Raw genomic sequence first — 17,198 nt, 5'->3', positions numbered from 1 at the left:
CGCGACGTCAACTCAGGCGAAATCGCCACCGGCTTGCAACAGGGTCATCGGCCGGGTTCGGCGAATCGTGATCGCGGGCCAGGCGGCGGTCAGGAGGCCCAACACCTGGACGATCAACACACCGATGACGATCGGAAGCCTGGGGATGACCATCGGTGGATGCAGCCCGCCGAAGAAGCTGACGTACTGCGCCAAAGCGGCGCCGCACCATCCGCTGAGGATGCCGAACCCGATGCTCAAGACGCCCGCGACCAAAGCGATCATCAATCCTTCGACAAGGATCGCGCGGGCCAGTTCGCTGCTGGTGAAACCGATCGAACGCAGCACGCCAAACTCCCATCGCCGCGCTCGGACCGATGCCAGGATCACGTTCAAGACGCCGATGCAAGCGATCAGCAACGTGACCAGCGGTAGCACGCTGATCATCCACAACCAGCGTCGAGCACCGTTGAGCAGCCGTGCGCGGATGCTTTCGATCGATACCACGCGCGCACTGATTTCTTCGTCTCCGGTTCGCTCGATCTCCAACGCGTCGACCATCCCCGAGATCGCCCGTTCGATAGCTTCCACATCCGCTTCGCCACCGGCGTAAGAAAACCAGACGTGCGAAGCGACCGGCAAATCAAAGTCGTCGGCGACCGAATCGTAGTCGGCAAAAATGAGCGCCGCGGCGCGATGGGTTCGCGGTCTCAAGCCCGTCAGCTTCGTCTGCCAGTGCCACCCCGGTAACCGCACGGCTCCGGCGATCGTATAGGTTGCGGTCGCGCCGGCATTGCGAGGCGGATCGACCGCCAAAGTGTCGCCGACCTTCAAACCGGTTTTTTTTAGGAAGTGGTCGGGGACGATACATGCGTGCCCCTGCTTCATCCTCGCCACAGCCTGATCTGGATTTCCTGCGACCCAGTCGAGTTGCAACAACGGGTTATCGCCCGCAAACGCTCCTTCGGGATCCAAGCCAACGATGATCACATTGTCCTGCCGAATCACCGACGGTCGGTCGGCGCTGCCGGTGAGGTCGTCGACCAGCCGCGGTTGCTCGACGACCAAAGGCAAGCAACGGTTGGCGTCGACATCGGCCAAGGCGGCGATCTTTTCGACTTGATCGACCGGCAACCCTGGCTTGATCACCGCGATCGCGTCGGGCGTCCAGTCGCCGGGGACAAAGGCTTCCAACATCGTAAAGCCCCAGACTTGAATCCCGACAAACAGACCTAGACCAAACGCCATAGAGACCGATGCGCCGACGGTCCGCCAGATATTGTTGGTGACTTGGCTGGCCAACAGCTTCGTATCGATAGCGAAGATCCGTGCCAGCAGCGGCCCGAGCAAGCGGTCGACGAAGATGACGATCGACGGGGCGAGGACCACAAACCCGATCGCGATGCTGGCAAAGCTTGCTGCCATCGCCAGCCAGATCCTGCTTTCGCTCGGCGGAAAGACAAACGCAATCAACGGTCCGATCGCCAACAGCACCGATCCGATCACAAGACTTGGTAACGTCACCGACGACGCGTCGGTCGACGATTGCCGCGGTGCCATCGCGTCGACCGGTTTGACGCGCGTCGCGTTATAGGCCGGGATGATCGACGCCAACAACGCCCCGCCGATCGCTGCGATCGCCGCCAGGGTCAGACTGCTCGTCCCAAACCCAACGCCGTGATACAGCAAACTGCTAAAAAGGCTTTCGACGACCTTCAACAGCCCCCACCCCAAAGCGATGCCAGCGACCAGCCCGATGCTGCCCAACACAAGCGCTTCGATCACGATCAGCAGACCGACCTGCCCGCGAGTCAACACGACAGCTCGCAAGATCGCGTATTGGCGAATCCGTTCGGTCACGCCCATGCTCAGCGAGCAAAAGATAACGAGCATCGCAACCAACATCGCGACGCCGGTCGCCGCGTACGATTGCATGCGGACGTTTTGAGCGGCCGAAGCTTGGTCCAGAGCCTCTTCGATCTCAAACGCTTGCTGGAACTGCAGCGGGACCAAATGGTCGCTCAACCGCGGCCCCCAGCTGAAGCGGAACTTCGTGATGTCCGCCTCTGGATCGACGGCGACGCCCAACAAGCTGATTTGAAACGGCTCGCCGGTGACGCGTTCAACAAGGGGGACCGAGAGGAATGCTTGCCCCGAGCTGGGCGTTAACATCGGGATGCCCGCCGAGCCAGCTCCGAAGAGCGTCGGCGCGTTGACGATCCCACCGACGCGAACCGCTAGCGTCGTTTCTCCCGCTTGGTTTGGTCGCGGCAGTTCGAGCGTCAATCGATCGTCGACGGCAATCCCACGCCGTTTCGCGACATCGGCACGAACAACGATGCTGGGCAGTTCACCGCTCGCATCCTCTGCCGTCGAATCGATCCATTCGCCTTCAAGCATCTCGAACGGCGGTTCGGGAGCATCGGTCGCGAGAAACATCAGCGACGGCAAGGGGCTATTCGATCCCGAACCCGAACCGCCTCCACCGCCCGGTTGGTCGCCGGGGAGCGGCTGGTCTTTCAGTTCCATTACGGCGATCCGTCCGGCCCACATCGCATCGACAGCAAGGACGGCAGGGTCATCCAACAGTGGAGCGATCGATTCGGGAGGAACGAAATCGGTCGGTTCACCACTGATCGGCGCGATCGCCAGTTCGTAGCGACCGAGAGCCAGGTTGGCGTATTCGTCATAGGTTTTGTGAAGTGCTTCGTAGCTGCTGGTGACCCAAATCACCATACTGACTGCCGCAGCGGTTGCAATCGTGGTCAGGATCGTTCGGGCTTTGCGTTCGCGCAAGAAGGCGATGGCGAGTTGTAGGATCTTGTTCATGCAACCGTCTCCGCGCCGAGTGCCTCTTGGTACTGTCGAGCGACCGTCTGCGGATCGCGGCTGCCGTCGGTCTGCAGCTCCGCGAGGTTGGTTCCATCTTTGAGGACGCAGATCCGATCGGCCCACATCGCAACATGCGGCTCATGGGTGACCATCACGATCGAGCGGCCTTGGTTGTCGACCAAGTCGCGCAGCAATTCACAAATCTGGGTACCGGTCACCGAATCGAGGCTGCCGGTCGGTTCGTCCGCCAACAGGATCGTCGGATTGCAGATCAGCGCCCGAGCGATCGCGATCCGTTGCTGTTCGCCCCCGGAGAGCGCTCCCGGCTTGTGGTGCCGTCGCGCGGTCATCCCCAAGCGATCGAAGAGTTCATCGACGGTCGCGTCGAGCTGTTTGCCCATGCTCTTCGGGGCTGGCAATCGAATGTTGTCCTCGGCCGAGAGGCTAGGGATCAAGTTGTAAGCCTGAAAGACGATCCCAAGGTTGTCGCGGCGGAACCGAGTCAGCGGCCCATCGGCCAGCTGCGACAAATCTTGCCCGGCGACCAGAACTCGCCCCGCATCGACGTCGATCAAACCGGCCATTGCATGCAGCAGCGTGCTTTTGCCCGATCCGCTCGCTCCCATGATCGCGACGAATTCACCTGGCTCAACGGAAAGGCTGACACCGTCCAGAGCGTGGACGACGGTCCCTCCTTGTGGATACTTCTTGACAACTTGCTGGACGTCCAGGGGCGTCGTTTGCGAGGCGATTTTCGATTGAAGCACGTTTGTTTCTTGAGGGTTTGAATGGGGAGAGACAACAAAGCAAATGAGAGTTTGTATAGCCGTCGTTGGAGTCGAGCCTTCAGGCGATGTCCACGGCGGAAGATTCGCCACCGGGGGCGGAAATTTCGTCGCGACCGGCGGTGCGATGACGGAACGTTGATAACGATCTTCTATCACCGGACCTGCCACGACGCTGGCGATTCGCGTGCCAAACCATTCCGCTCCAACCGACAGCCTGGTTAAGCGAAAGCCTTATGCAAAAGGCAGACCACCGGTTGAGATTTTTGCCAGCCGCCGGAGTGTCGCCGTAGGAAAGGGACCGGCAAAATCGATTCGCCATCGGTGTTGGGCACGCGATGTGCAAAAGCGGAGGTTGGCTTTGGTGCCTCCCCTCGAAAATTCCCAACCTTCAATCGACTCTCCCTTATGCCCAATCTCCGTTTCCTCTTCAAACTCGTCTCGTCCCAACTGCGTCGCCATCCGGGTCGCGCAGTCATCACGACGCTCGGCGTGATCGCTTCGACATGTGCCGTCGTCTGGGTCGCAAGCGGTTACGACGCGTTGGTCAGCCAGTTTGATGAGAATGCCGGAAAGTATCTTGGTCGCTACGACGTGTTGGTGATGGCCAAACCCGCTGGTCCTCCCGGTGCATCGACGCCTGCGGTTCCGGCGGCGCTGATCGACGAACTGGAACAGGACGCCGGCGTTCTGGAGGTCAACCCGACCAGCAACTATCGCGTCACGGCGACCCGCGTCGCGAAGGCTTCGGACGACGAAGAGGATACGTCGCCGTTGGGGCTGTTGATCGGCAGCCGACCGCCGGTCAACGGGGCCCCGCCGATCGGTCCCAAACTGGTCAGCACCCCGGCGGCTGAAGCACCTTATGAAATGGTCGACGGCGTTTGGCTCGACGACGATGACCAAGCGAACGCGGTGGTGGTGGCCGAACAGGTTGCCAAGGAATTGAAAGTTGCGGTGGGAGACGAGATCCTGGTCACCAGCTTTGGCAACCAAGTCAACCTGAGCGTCATCGGGATCGTCGAACAAGTCGGCTTGGCACCTTCACTAAATGCTCCAGGCGGGCGCGGTAAACGCTCTGGAGCCGGCCGCGGTGAGAAGGGGGAAGGAGGTCCGGAGCGCGGCGGTGATGTATCGGCAAAACCGGCAGGTGGCAAAGCGAACGGACCGGCGGTCCCTGGCGGACGAGACGGGAAAGCAAACCCCAAAGCGGATGGATCGCAAATCCAATTGCCGACCGGTTTCGGATCGGGAATTGCAACCGATGCGCTTTATGTTCGCCCGGCGGTTGCCGCCAAGGTCAACGGGTACGAAGCGCAACCGGAGGTGCTTCAGGTTGCGCTGCGCGACACCGTTACGGTCGATCAGTTTCGCGAAGCTTGGCAGGCTCGATTTGACGCCCACCGACCGGCGATGCAACTTATCGATTTCGAAGCGGTCCGCGGCGGGATGGAATCGAGTCGCAGCGTCTCGGGACAGCAATCCCAAGCGTGGGCCGCGACCGGGATGGCTTCACTGGCCGCGATCTTCATCATCTTTTCGACACTAAGTATGGGCGTGAGCGAGCGGGCGCGAGAGTTTTCGATGCTGCGTGCCGTCGCGTTAACGCGGTCTCAAATCGCTGGGATCATCGCGATCGAAAGCGTTGTCCTGGCGATGATCGGTTGGGGCGGAGGTTTGTTGGCGGGGTGGCTGATGGTGTTAGTGGGCAGCCGCCTGCTGCCCGGCCTGTTCAGCTCCGGCGCCGTGTTGGGTTGGGGCTGCGTCTTATTGACGGGAGTGACCGTGTTGGTCGGAGCGCTCGGAGCCGCGATCGTGCCGGCTTGGCGTGCGATGCGGATCCAACCGCTGGACGCGATGTCGCCGCGGACCGCGTCGCCTCGATTCCATTGGTGGATCGCATTGGGAGCACTCGGTTTGGTGATGGTCACCGCGACTCCGATCACCGTTTTCGCGTTGCCGTTGTCGGATGAGGCACGCAAATGGTGCTATTCCTTTGTTACCTATCCTTTGCTGTTGATCGGCATGATTTTGCTTGCCCCGGCGGTCGTCGTGTTGTGCGAACGGATCTTCGCACCGTTGGTCACGCGTCTGTTGCGATTGGACCAACGGATGATGAAGACTCAACTGGCCAGCAACCTTTGGCGCAGCGTCGGTGCGACGTTGGCGCTGTCGGTCGGGTTGGGCTTGTTCGCGTCGACCCAGACTTGGGGCTATTCGATGCTGGTTCCGTTCACGCCGGGCGATTGGATGCCCGACGCGTTGGTGGCGTTTCATCCGGTAGGCCTGTCCGAGCGAGAGGAATCGCGGGTCGCGGAGGTCGACGGCGTGAAAGCGGACGACGTGATGCCGCTGGCGATCGAGCAGGCGAAGTTCGATTGGGGCGACGTGGGACCACCGAAGCGGCTGCGCATGGGAGGGGACAACGGGATCGTCTTTGGACTCAATCCGCGAGCCGCCTTCGGGGGAGAGCATCCGCTCGCCGATGTCCAGTTTGTGGCAGGCGACCGCGAGTCGGCGATCGATCTGCTGGGCGACGGCAAGCACTGTGTGATCCCGGAAGACTTTGCGATGGCATCGGGGTTGGGGATCGGCGACACCGTTACTCTGATTCCACCCGCTGCCGAAAAGGAGCGTGTCCGCTACGAGATCGCCGGGATTGTTTCGCTGCCTGGATGGCAATGGATGACCAAGTTCTCGGGCGTCCGTCGACATTTTGTCCGCACCGGCACCCTCTTGTTTACCGACCGAGCCGCCGTGAAAACCGACTTTCACTTGCCGCGGACCGAATTCTTCTGGGTGAATTTTGAACCGGGGCACGATCTGAAAACGATGGAAACGCGATTCCAGGCGATCGCGGAGGAACAGGCGGGCGAAACGTTCAAAGCGACCGGTGTGGGAGAAGTCAAATCGTACCGGCCGTTCGCTCGGATGACGGCAACGGAAACGGTCCGCACGGCGATCAGAAAACATGCCGACGGGATGATCAGGGGAATGAGCTACATGCCATTGATCACACTGGTTGTGATGTCGATGGCCGTTGCCAATACGATCATCGCGTCGGTTCGATCGCGAACATGGGAGTTTGGCGTGATGCGTTCGATCGGCGTGACGCGTGGCCAATTGATCCGGCTGGTCTTTGCCGAAACGATGCTGATCGCGCTGGCCGCCTGCTTGCTCAGCCTGACCTTTGGCCTGGTCGCCGGTTGGTGTGGCGTCGGGATGGCACAGTTTGGCGGCTGGTTCGCCGGGCCCCCTTCCTTCCGCATCCCCTGGAGTCAACTCAGCTTCGGCTTCGCCTTGACCTTGATCCTCTGCCTGCTCGCCGGCCTATGGCCCGCGATGCGAACCGGCCGCGCCGAACCGTTGGCGCTACTTCAAGCGGGCCGGGCGACGCAGTAGGCGAACGCCAGCGAGAAACGTCGACTTACGACAAACCCTGTGAAACTAACCGCATGTCCCAGTTGAGAAGCAGAAAATCAACCAATGTCCGAGTTGAGACAGTCGTTAAGTAGATTCCTAGTTCAGCCCGGATTTGGTTGCAAAATTGGCTCCCCGTTCGAGATCGTGTTCGGCCCCCTTGGTGATCCGAATCTTCATCGCAAGCGGTCGGCGAGGCGTTTCTTTGCATCGGCCCAGTCGCTAAGAGATTCAGTGCCGTCCTGAAGCCCCGCGACACGTTCGGCAACGATATCCTGGTGCCATGACGGTGGGGCGGCGGTGTCTGGGCTTTGTGAAAGCCGTTTCCAGAGCATTTCCATCGCGATGATTTGTTGATCGCGGGAAAGCCCGTCAATAATGGTTTCAAGGTTCATGGCGTTCCTCTAGGAGGATTGTATCAGCAGATTGCCCCACCTTCCATTCCAAGCCTCGCTGGCCACGCAATCGCCGGACGACGCTCGACCAGCCACGTTCAGGTGTGCAGCGTTCCCCAAACAGCGTCAACTTCGCCGAGTCAGTCGATAGCGGCGTTTTCTTCGAATCGCTGCCTGGCTGCGTGGCCCGGACGCAATCGTCGTTGCACGGTTTCTGATGCTCACACCTGCTTAAAGCGATACGGATGTTCGGGCAATTGGATCGTGGGGTTCGCCTCTTTTAATGCGTCATAGAGCGCTCGGCGACTGTAGCTGTAGTTTGGAGTGAGTTGGAGCGTTTCCCCCGATTTCAAATACATCACGGTCGTGGTGTAGTTGGTATGATTTCGATACGTTTGACGAATCCCATCAATCTCGAGCACCGGCACCGAAAACGAATAGGTCTTTGAAATCGGATCGTCGACCGTGAATCGATTCGTGTCGACCGACATTCGGAATCTGCCATTTTTCAGCCAAAAGTAGATGGCTAAAAGAAACAAACAAAGCTCGACCACGGGGACTGCGATGTTAACCCAATAAAAGAGCTGATCACTTGCTTCGCTCGGTTCGATCCACTTGCGAGCGGCAGCATACATCGCGATCAACACGCCCATATTGAGCAAAAGAACCAATGCGGTATGTCGCTGTTTACGCTCGTAAAGATACAGCTGCGTCGGCTCGGAATCTGACGGATTCGGGGCGGTCTGTCTCATGGAAGCTCAAATTTCCTATCTGTTTGACATCGTTGAACGATGGTAATCGACTAGCACCAACCATCCCAACAGCAATCGTTCGCGCAAAATCGCCGGGACGGCAACTAGCTGTCAGTGGACGGTTTTGCCGCTACAAGCAGCTCCAAAAAATCGGCTTTGGAGATGCCTCCCTGTTTCCACTGCAGCACATTCCCGTTCGAGTCGGTTACGACCGTGACCGGAGTCGCTGCCACGCGGTATTGATCGATCGTCGCAGCCGATCGAGGATCGTGAACGTCGATCGTCACAGGGATCAGCGATTCATTGACGACCGCCGAAACCTGGTCGTCCGCCCAGACGTTGCGCTTCATGATCCGACACGGAACGCACCACTGGCTCGTGAAAAAGAGAACCATCGGTTTGCCTTCGGCGACCGCTTGTTTTTGCGCCGTATCAAAATCTTCGGCCCAAGCGACGCGGTCCGCCGGAACGTAGAAACAGTACCAAGCGTAGCCGAGTGAAATGACGAGGAAGGCCAGCCAGAAGCACCGCCAAAAGTGGAAGAACCTTTTTCTGGGATCGCTCGTCGGAGCATCGGTTAGAGACGAAGCGTTACTCACGGAATCATCAGTGGTCATCGGTTGCGCTTGTAGGAAAGTCGTGCGACGCGACATGAGCCAGCCTGTGCGGGCGTCGACGTCCAGAAGATCAGGGACACTCCATAAGGCACAAACCGGAACCGATGAGGGCGCAACATTTTTGGAAAACCGCAGCCGAGCTGACGAACGCGAGAGCTGTAGGCAAGGCGATCGGTATCCCCAGCCGCCACTAGCGTGAGCCACTTGGGTTCGCCCGATGTTGATAGGTACACATCGCGACAGGGGAAGTGGCGTGGCGATTTACTGGCAACGCAAGTTGCGGCTGATGGGAAGAGTCAGGCCGAATCAGCTGGCGACAAGCCCGTCCCAGACTTTGCGATTCTCGTGCATCGCGGCGACGATGTCATCGGGAACTTTGCCGTCTTCCAACAGAGTCCAGCCCGCGAACTGCGACTGCTTCAACATCGTAAAGATCTGTTCCCACGGGTAGTTGTTGTTTCGAAGATCATGGATGTGGACGACGTCGATCTTTTCTTTGACCAAGTCAAAGTTGTGCTGCAACCCTTGGCCGGCGAGATCGGTGGAATTGCAGTTCCAGCAGACAACGGCGTTAGGATGATCGGCGACTTCCATCATCCGGTGGATGTTCGGCAGCTCGGAAGAACCGTCGCGTCCGTGAACCTCCAACCGAATCACCACGCCGTGGTCTGCTCCGAATTTTGCGACCTCACGCAACGACAATCCGATCTGAGTTAAGGTCTTTTCGACAGGAACATTCTTTGGAATCCCATTGGGCCGCACTTTGACACCGCTGCCGCCGACGTCCTTGCACAATTTGATGAACTGTTTCGTTTCATCGATGTTCTTTTTGACGATCGCTGGATCGGGCGAATGATATTCGCAAGCGCTTCCCAGCCCAACCAGTTCGACGTCCGAATCGGCAAACTGTTTTGCGACTTCGCGGCGCTGCCCCGCGTCCAACGAGATCTCGACGCCGTGCTTGTGTGTGCTGCGCAGTTCGACGCCGCGGAATCCGGTTTCCTCGCAATTGCGAATCAACGTTGGAACGTCCCAGTCACGTCCCCAGTTGTAGGTCACCAGCCCGAGTTTCATCCCTTCGGACTTCTCAGCCGCCGCGACAAGTTGCGGCCGCGAAGCAAGCACCCCAGCAGTGCCAATCGCCGTTGTCGTTAGAAAATCTCTTCGTTTCATATTTCTGTCGCTCTTGGTGAAGTGTGATTGCATTGACAACATCATCTGATGTTTCGTTCAAAGTTAACGACCGCCGCCATCGAATACCAACGCGAGTTGCTTCGGTAATTCTAGAGATCGAAGGCAACAAGCGGCGGTGCTGCTAATGTTAGCACAAACGGTCCACAGACAGCGGATGCGGCTGATTGGTTACCAAGCGGTCCAGCCACCATCGACCGTCAAATTTTGGCCGGTGATGTAGCTGCCCGCATCGCTAGCCAACAACAGCAGGGCGCCTTTGAGTTCGTGAGGCAAGCCCATTCGGTTCATCGGCGACTTGGTCGTCAGTCGCTCGACCATTTCCGGCGGCGCTTTATGCGACGGGAAGGGACCGGGGCTGAGACAATTGACACGGACACCGTCGCGAGCCCAATAAACGGCGAGATGTCGGGTCAATTGAATGATGCCTCCCTTGAGCGTATGGTACGAAGCGGGACTGGCAGCGCAGATCCCTTCGTAGGCATCCGGGTAGGACCCAACGAGTCCATACATCGATCCGATGTTGACGATGCTGCCGGAGGCATCACGCCCGACCAAATGGTCTCGCAGCAATCGCGACAGCAAGAAGTAACCGGTGACATTCCGCATCACACGATTAAACTGTTCCGCGGTCACGTCGGTCAAATCGTGACCATCGGCAGCGTTGCCATTATTGATCAGGATATCGACGCGGCCGGCCAATGCGATCGCGTCGGCAAATCCGCTCTCGATCGAATCGTCATCCAATTGATCCATCACGACACAGTGATGTTGGGCGCCATCGGAGCAGGGGAGTGACGCCGCAGCGGCGGCACCATTGTCTCGATCGCGGCTCGTCACGACCACGGACGCTCCGGCTTCGGCAAGGGCCCGCGCCATCGCGCTGCCAAGCCAACCGGTTGCTCCGCTGATCAAGGCGACTCGGCCGCGCAGGTCAAAAAGTTCTTGAATCGTTGGATCGTTCATCGATTTCCCACCGGCTGTACCGTTTCCCAACCGCCTGTTTCGCGTGATTTCAAAATCGCCAGCGTCGACATCAGCGTGCTGATACCATCGTCCAACGAGCACAACGGATCGGCCTTCCCTGCCAGTAGATCCAAGAATGCATCGGCTTGCCGAATGTAGTAGTCATCGCGTTCGTGAACAAACGATTCCATCTCGGTCCAATCGCCGCCGATCTCCCGCGCCGCGAGCCAACGATGGCCTTTCAGTTCCCAGCGAACAGCTCCTTCGGTGCACAAGACCGTGAGCACAAACTCATTGACATATTGATGCTGATTGACGCTGATACTGGACATCACGCTGCCATGCCGGGCGATCAGGTTCAGCGTGTCTTCCACCTCTACTCCATCGAGCACTTCGTGCGATGCATCGACGACAACCTTCGTGGCGGGGCCAGCAAACCATTCGACGGCGTTCAATTGATGGGGCAAGCTGTCTTGGATCAATCCGCCACCCTGAGCCGGATCGGCATAATAGATGTCTCGATAGGCGGGCCGGTAGAACGGAAAGTTTTGACCGGAAGTGACTTGGACTTGCACGATCCGGCCGAACTGCCCCGACTGAACCGAAGCTCGCATATTTTGCAAAGCGGGAAGGGCGCGGTAGACAAATCCAACACCGACTCGAAGCTTTTTCTGTTGGACCGTTTCGAGCAATTCGGAAATGCCGTCGGTCTTTAAGCTGAGCGGTTTTTCGATCAACAGATCGAGTCCGAGATCGGCCAGCCCGCGGGCCACCGGGATGTGCATCGGAGCTGGCGATGCAATCACAGCCGCCGACAGCGGTTCGTTCTCGAGAGCCTGTTCCCACGACGGGTAACCGTTGATCCCGTAGCGTTGGGAAACTTCCAGACGTCGGTCTTTCATCGGTTCGCAGAACGCCAAATCGCAGCGGCCTGTCGTTTGGAAACAACGGAGGTGGCGTTCTCCGATAGAGCCGGCGCCGATAACGAGAATGCGTGGTTTTTCTGTCATAATCGACGATTGTACTCGATCGTTTCGCGACACACGGGGCGGCAACGCCTATAAATAGACCGATTTAAAAAAGAGGCTGCGGCGCTCCGCTACGTTCGTTAAAAACATCGACTTCGCCACCTGCAGAGCGTTAGCCGATTGTTGCACCAACGTGCTGGCGATCGCACCACGATGGCGGCGGAGTGCTGACTCAAGCGTCCCGGTTGTTTGTATTGCTGTTACCCAAAGTGAATAAGGAAATCCCGTGATCACCGATATCCACAGCCACACCTGGCCCTTCCCCGATGCGTTCGACGACGAATTCATGCGGCAAGCTTCGGCGGCCAAGGCGGGAGCTGTTGTCGATCTAACGATTCGATTGGAAGACTACCGCAACACAGCACCGCAGGGAACGCGGACGGTTGTGTTCGGCGGCAAAGCTCGCTTGAGCGGCTTGTGGGTCGACGACAACTACGTCGCGGAATATGTCGCAAAAGACACCGAACATCTTCGCGGCTTCCTTTCGATCGATCCAACTCAATCGGATTGGGAACGCGAGCTGCGGCACGGTCACGAGGAACTGGGGCTTTGCGGTGTCAAGCTGCTGCCGATGTACGCCGGATTTGGCGTCGACGATGAACGTTTGGAACCGTTGTGGAAATATGTCCAACAGAAATCGTTACCCGTGTTGCTGCATACTGGGACCACGTTTATCCGCCAGGCACCGCTGAAGTACACGTTGCCAAGATTGATCGATCCGGTAGCCACACGGTATCCGCAGATCCGATTTGTGTTGGCTCACCTGAGCCATCCCTACGAAGGTGAATGCGTTGCGACGATTCGCAAGCATCCCAACGTCTATGCCGACATCAGTGCGCTGCACTATCGCCCATGGCAGCTGTACAACAGCCTGATGCTGGTGCAGGAGTATGGCGTTTGGGACAAGCTGCTGTTCGGTTCGGACTACCCCTTCACCACGGTGAACGATTCGATCGCGGGCCTGCAGAAGTTGAACACGATGGTCGAAGGGACCAATCTGCCCCGTTTAGACGATCAGAAAATCGAACAACTGATCCATCGAGACGGCTTTGAGATCTTGGGGATCCGTTAAACACAATTCCGTTCAACGAAGCGTATTGGACGAGGTTACGAGTCCTTTTGCATCAGACCAAATCGCAGGGACTCGTAACCTCGTCCACTACATCCCGCCGCTAATTCTTTCGACGGTCCGAGGCTCCTTCGTTCAACGGTATTGCCATTAAACAAGCCGATCTCGAAAGGTAACTTGCGAGCGACAGTTGTCGCTCAGGTCAGGTCTTCGAAGCGCCGACCGTCTTGCGAAAGCGCAGCGGACCAGCCCTGGAACTCACTGCTATTGACCAACAGTTGCGCCCCGAGGTCCTTCCGTTTTTGCATCTCACTGGTCGCCAGCGTCGGTCCGCCAAATGCCTTGCCATGTTTACGGCAAGCTGCAGCAACGATCTCCCAAGCTTCGTCGAGCGTCATCTCTCCGCTCTGACGCAGTCGCAGTCCAAGATCTCCCGGCCCAACGAAGATCATGTCGACGCCTTCGACCGCGGCGATCTCTTCGACATTGTGAACCCCTTCGGGCGTTTCAATTTGCACGCACAAGAACGTTTCGCGGTTCGCCCAGGCGACGTATTCGTCGGCATCGTGGATATGGAAGTCGGCGTCCAAACCGGCGTTGTCGATTCCGCGATCGCCGAGAGGCGGAAACTTGACAGCGTCGACTAACATCTTCGCTCGTTCCGCCGTTGAAACGTGAGGGATCAGCAATCCGGCGGCACCATCTTCGAGGTAGCGGTACAGGCCGGTCTTCTCCAACGTTGGCGGACGCATCATGATGTCGATGTCGTACAGATGCGAAAACGCGAGCAGCGCTTCGACCTCTCGCTTCGTCATCGCCCGATGTTCCAAGTCAACCCAAATGCAATCGTATCCCGCTCGCGCCGCGTGGCAGACATAAGCCGGAATGTAGTGCCCGATCACACATGTACGGATCACTTCACCTTGGCGAATTTTCGCGAGCGTTTTGCTTTTTCTCATCGTCCGTGTCGCTTGTAATGTTTGTTTAGAAAAGAGATTTAGATTCAGCGCTGCCGGTCACTAACGGCTGGCGTTTTTTGCGGAATACAAAGGTGCAAAAAGTACGCAGGCAGCCGTCCCCACGATCAACCCCGTCAGCAGCGCCGCTGGCGAGATCCACTGGAAACTGATCGGGTCCAATCCCGTATCGGGATCGACGCCGAAGATCACTCCAGAAAACGCAATGGTCACAGCAACGGCGACGCTTGCCACCGTGCCAACCCAAACTCCAATCGCATTCGAGAATGGTACAAATAGAGCAAAGAAGAACAGCAACGCAATCGGGACTGAAAGCAGGTTGACGGTTTTGTTTGTCACCGCCATGAAGTTACCAGGGATGTATTCCATAAAGGTGCTGATCAAGACGACCGTTGTTCCAATACCGACGGCCAACAGTCGGGCAAACAGCAGGTGTTTCTTTTCGGTCGTCGGTTTCAGGCCGAAGCGATCCAGAAAATCGGTCATCACGACAGCGGTGATCGAATTAACGCCCGAGTCGATACTGGACATCGCTGCGGCAAACAGTCCCGATACGACTAAACCGGTGACGACTGGCGGCAGATGTGAAGCGATGTAGTGTGGAAACAAGCCGTCCGCTTGTGCTTTGAGTGATAGATCTTTGGGCATAAATTCCGGATGGGCCTGGAAATATCCAAGCAGCGCGATCCCGACAAGTCCCAGAGTCACACCGACGACCATCGCGACGATCAACTGGATCGCGATGGCGCGTCGCGCCGCCTTCACATCCTTTGTCGCCATGAAACGTTGCACCGAAACTTGATCGCCAGCCGATGTGCAAACCGTCCACAGAAAGACGGAAAGTGCCGACCCGAACACGGTCACTCGGGTCGCTGGATCCAAGCTGAAGATCGGCTGAGTGTCCCAAGCATCATCTGGCCATTCCGTTGGTAACCACCCCAATCCGCCCATCTCCCAGGTTACGATACCGAGCACCAATAGTGCGCCGCCATACAGCAACAACGTTTGCATCAAGTCGGTGATCACGACCGCTTGCAAGCCGCCAAGCGATGTATAGGTGACTGCAAAAACACCGGTGACCAACACGATCCAGGGGACCATCTCGTCGCCAACGCCGATCATGATCGCAAGCGCTTTGGCGGTCAGATAGACTAACAACGCCATCCACACGAGTCGCAATAACAGGAACATCGTCGCGCCGAGAAGCCGAATGCTGAGCCCAAGTTGCGTCTCCAGTAACTCATACGCACTGGTGACCCGCTGACGCATGTAGACAGGCAGCAGGACAAACGCAACAAACAGATAGACAAAAGGGTAGGCGAGATAGTTGGTCAGATAGATCGGCCCCTTCCCCAACACTTCGCCAGGGATCGCCAGATAGCTGATCGTACTCAGTAGCGTGGCAAACAACGAGACGCCGATCAGAACGGGATTCATCTTCCCGGAGCCGACAAAATAAGCGCTCGTATCCTCTTGCTTGCGACTGCAATACCAGCCCAGCCCGATCGTGGACGAGGCATAGAGTAACAAAATAATCCAGTCGATGATGGCCATATTTCGAGGTGGGTTGCTTGAGGTGAAGAGAGAGGTTGATCAGGAGACGCGAGGAGCGTGCGGTGGGGGAAGAGAGGTGAGGAACATGATTTTAGTCGATTCAAAACCTGTGTGTGACCGTGTGGCGGAAACCAGCCGGTCGTAGGGTGGCGTCGCTAGGAGATTTTCCGCTGGGCGTTGATGCCTAATGCGCAAAGGGCGGCGACCAGGTAGCCGGCTGAAAACAGATAGAACGCCTCGTGCCAGTCGCCATTGTGATCCCACTTCTTCAGCACGATCGGCACCAGCAGCGGCGTAACTGCGGCGCCGAAGTTGCCCCACATGTTTCCCCATCCAAAGACGGCTGCCGTGTTCTTGCCGCCGACATCTTGCATGTAAGCCCAGATCGCGGGAACGCTCATGTCGGTCATAAACGCCACGATCGAAGCGGCGATGACAAACGACCAGGCCGATTCCAAGTGCAGGCAAGAAAGATAGGCGCACAGGGCGACTGCTGAACAACCGGCGATCGGCAGCGAACGTCCCCATCGCGTCCCAAGCCGTTGCGTACAGAAATCCGTCAGCGGACCGCCTAACAACATCCCGCCAATACCGGCAAACAAGACGATCGTCGACATCAATCCGCCGATCGTCGCGTCGACCTGTTTCACATCCTGTAGATAGGTCGGCAGCCAGGTCACCAGGAAGACCCAACCGATATTGATTCCAAACTGCAGGGCGCACATCAGCCACATCGTTCCGCTGCCGACCAGCGTTAGGATCGGTGGGAACGCCGCACTCGAACCGCCGTCGTCGGGACTGTCGAACTGCGTGATCACTTCGCGCTCCGCGGCGTTGCACGCGGGATGCTGCATCGGGGTCTCGCGGAAGACTCGCCAAAAATGGACGGCGACAAACAATCCGCCGACTCCGTACAGAGCCAACACCGCTTGCCAATTCAAATAGTCTTTAAGCAACCAGGCGGTCAGCAGCGGCGAGATCGCACCGCCCAACCGGCCACCAAACGACACGATACTACTAGCCGTACCGCGACGTGGAAGTTCGATCCAGCGCTTCACCAAACTGCCCGCCGCCGGGTAACATCCCGCCTGCGAAAGACCGAACAGCAAGCGAACCACCAGCAACATCACAAACCCATTGGCAAACCCGGTCAACAGCGTACATATCGACCAGACAGCGATATAGATCGGCATCATACGTCGGGCGCCGAAGCGATCCGACAGCCAACCCGCAGGGACCTGAGCGAGGGCGTAAGAGAAAAAGAAGGCCGACATCACCATCCCAACTTGTTCGTCGGACAACTGCAGCGCCTGGCGAAACTCCTGCAGCTTTGCGATCTCTGCGATGCAGATCCGGTCCAGATACAGCATCACCGCAGCGAGCGTGGTCGCTCCGATCACGTGATAACGAATGCGGGTAGGGGATTCGCTATCGGATTCCATCGTCATAGGTTCGCGCTCGGTTGAAATGTCGCTGCGACGGTTTTGAATGGGCCTGGTTGGAAAAGGTGGGGCCGAAAGGCGGTTCCCAAACCAGGGATGAGGTAGGAGGAAGCCGACCACTTCGACGTGGCGGCTGAAGATCGATTCGCGAATCGACCGAAAGTTGAAATCGCTGCACCGCAGGTTGCCGG

Annotated in this window: 13 protein-coding genes; 2 read left to right on the top strand and 11 right to left on the bottom strand. The window is 57.9% G+C overall.

What is annotated here, in order from left to right:
* Positions 1-12: 12 nt before the first annotated feature.
* Together CA51_RS11205 and CA51_RS11200 are read right to left on the bottom strand one after the other, a co-directional pair.
* Positions 13-2,808 carry an ABC transporter permease gene (locus CA51_RS11205; RefSeq protein ID WP_145120561.1) on the bottom strand — a complete coding sequence of 932 codons (2,796 nt, stop codon included), beginning with the start codon at positions 2,806-2,808 and terminating at the stop codon, positions 13-15.
* Positions 2,805-3,578: an ABC transporter ATP-binding protein gene (locus CA51_RS11200; RefSeq protein ID WP_231746131.1), complete on the bottom strand. Its 774-nt coding sequence runs from the start codon at positions 3,576-3,578 to the stop codon at positions 2,805-2,807. The genes CA51_RS11205 and CA51_RS11200 overlap by 4 nt, the downstream gene beginning before the upstream one ends.
* 426 nt (positions 3,579-4,004) lie before the next feature.
* Here CA51_RS11200 and CA51_RS11195 point away from each other — a divergent pair, with 426 nt between their 5' ends.
* Positions 4,005-6,998: an ABC transporter permease gene (locus CA51_RS11195; RefSeq protein WP_145120559.1), complete on the top strand. Its 2,994-nt coding sequence runs from the start codon at positions 4,005-4,007 to the stop codon at positions 6,996-6,998.
* Between the two features lie 194 nt (positions 6,999-7,192).
* Here CA51_RS11195 and CA51_RS11190 read toward each other — a convergent pair whose 3' ends face one another.
* From CA51_RS11190 to CA51_RS11165, 6 genes are all read right to left on the bottom strand, one after another.
* Positions 7,193-7,411, bottom strand: coding sequence for an addiction module protein (locus CA51_RS11190; RefSeq protein ID WP_145120557.1), 219 nt, complete (start codon positions 7,409-7,411; stop codon positions 7,193-7,195).
* Between the two features lie 221 nt (positions 7,412-7,632).
* Positions 7,633-8,163, bottom strand: a complete 531-nt coding sequence (locus tag CA51_RS11185) for a hypothetical protein (protein ID WP_145120555.1) — start codon at positions 8,161-8,163, stop codon at positions 7,633-7,635.
* 104 nt (positions 8,164-8,267) lie between these two features.
* Complete coding sequence (locus tag CA51_RS11180; RefSeq protein WP_231746130.1) at positions 8,268-8,762, bottom strand: thioredoxin family protein; 495 nt, start codon at positions 8,760-8,762, stop codon at positions 8,268-8,270.
* Positions 8,763-9,086: 324 nt separating this feature from the next.
* Positions 9,087-9,953, bottom strand: coding sequence for a sugar phosphate isomerase/epimerase family protein (locus CA51_RS11175; protein WP_197451756.1), 867 nt, complete (start codon positions 9,951-9,953; stop codon positions 9,087-9,089).
* 189 nt (positions 9,954-10,142) lie between these two features.
* A complete protein-coding gene (locus CA51_RS11170) occupies positions 10,143-10,937 on the bottom strand; it encodes an SDR family NAD(P)-dependent oxidoreductase (protein ID WP_145120549.1) in 795 nt (264 codons plus the stop codon).
* Positions 10,934-11,947 carry a Gfo/Idh/MocA family protein gene (locus tag CA51_RS11165; protein ID WP_145120547.1) on the bottom strand — a complete coding sequence of 338 codons (1,014 nt, stop codon included), beginning with the start codon at positions 11,945-11,947 and terminating at the stop codon, positions 10,934-10,936. The genes CA51_RS11170 and CA51_RS11165 overlap by 4 nt, the downstream gene beginning before the upstream one ends.
* A 244-nt stretch (positions 11,948-12,191) precedes the next feature.
* On the opposite strand from CA51_RS11165, the gene CA51_RS11160 reads away from it, so the two are divergent.
* On the top strand, positions 12,192-13,037 hold the full coding sequence (locus CA51_RS11160; protein ID WP_145120545.1) for an amidohydrolase family protein: 846 nt from the start codon (positions 12,192-12,194) through the stop codon (positions 13,035-13,037).
* A 194-nt stretch (positions 13,038-13,231) separates the two neighbouring features.
* Here the strand turns inward: CA51_RS11160 and CA51_RS11155 are convergent, their stop codons facing one another.
* The 3 genes from CA51_RS11155 to CA51_RS11145 form a co-directional block, all read right to left on the bottom strand.
* On the bottom strand, positions 13,232-13,993 hold the full coding sequence (locus CA51_RS11155) for an HpcH/HpaI aldolase family protein (RefSeq protein ID WP_145120543.1): 762 nt from the start codon (positions 13,991-13,993) through the stop codon (positions 13,232-13,234).
* Between the two features lie 60 nt (positions 13,994-14,053).
* Positions 14,054-15,565, bottom strand: coding sequence for a sodium:solute symporter family transporter (locus CA51_RS11150; protein ID WP_145120541.1), 1,512 nt, complete (start codon positions 15,563-15,565; stop codon positions 14,054-14,056).
* 155 nt (positions 15,566-15,720) lie between these two features.
* Positions 15,721-17,013: an MFS transporter gene (locus tag CA51_RS11145; protein WP_145120538.1), complete on the bottom strand. Its 1,293-nt coding sequence runs from the start codon at positions 17,011-17,013 to the stop codon at positions 15,721-15,723.
* Positions 17,014-17,198 lie beyond the last annotated feature (185 nt).

The organism is Rosistilla oblonga, assembly GCF_007751715.1.
GTDB lineage: Bacteria > Planctomycetota > Planctomycetia > Pirellulales > Pirellulaceae > Rosistilla > Rosistilla oblonga.
This window is presented reverse-complemented; position numbering and strand designations above follow the sequence as displayed.

Excerpts from the sequence above, each read along its gene's own strand:
- CA51_RS11205 (WP_145120561.1), bottom strand. The coding sequence starts at position 2,808 with ATGAACAAGATCCTACAACTCGCCATCGCCTTCTTGCGCGAACGCAAA.
- CA51_RS11195 (WP_145120559.1), top strand. The coding sequence starts at position 4,005 with ATGCCCAATCTCCGTTTCCTCTTCAAACTCGTCTCGTCCCAACTGCGT.
- CA51_RS11190 (WP_145120557.1), bottom strand. The coding sequence starts at position 7,411 with ATGAACCTTGAAACCATTATTGACGGGCTTTCCCGCGATCAACAAATC.
- CA51_RS11185 (WP_145120555.1), bottom strand. The coding sequence starts at position 8,163 with ATGAGACAGACCGCCCCGAATCCGTCAGATTCCGAGCCGACGCAGCTG.
- CA51_RS11175 (WP_197451756.1), bottom strand. The coding sequence starts at position 9,953 with ATGAAACGAAGAGATTTTCTAACGACAACGGCGATTGGCACTGCTGGG.
- CA51_RS11170 (WP_145120549.1), bottom strand. The coding sequence starts at position 10,937 with ATGAACGATCCAACGATTCAAGAACTTTTTGACCTGCGCGGCCGAGTC.
- CA51_RS11165 (WP_145120547.1), bottom strand. The coding sequence starts at position 11,947 with ATGACAGAAAAACCACGCATTCTCGTTATCGGCGCCGGCTCTATCGGA.
- CA51_RS11155 (WP_145120543.1), bottom strand. The coding sequence starts at position 13,993 with ATGAGAAAAAGCAAAACGCTCGCGAAAATTCGCCAAGGTGAAGTGATC.
- CA51_RS11150 (WP_145120541.1), bottom strand. The coding sequence starts at position 15,565 with ATGGCCATCATCGACTGGATTATTTTGTTACTCTATGCCTCGTCCACG.
- CA51_RS11145 (WP_145120538.1), bottom strand. The coding sequence starts at position 17,013 with ATGACGATGGAATCCGATAGCGAATCCCCTACCCGCATTCGTTATCAC.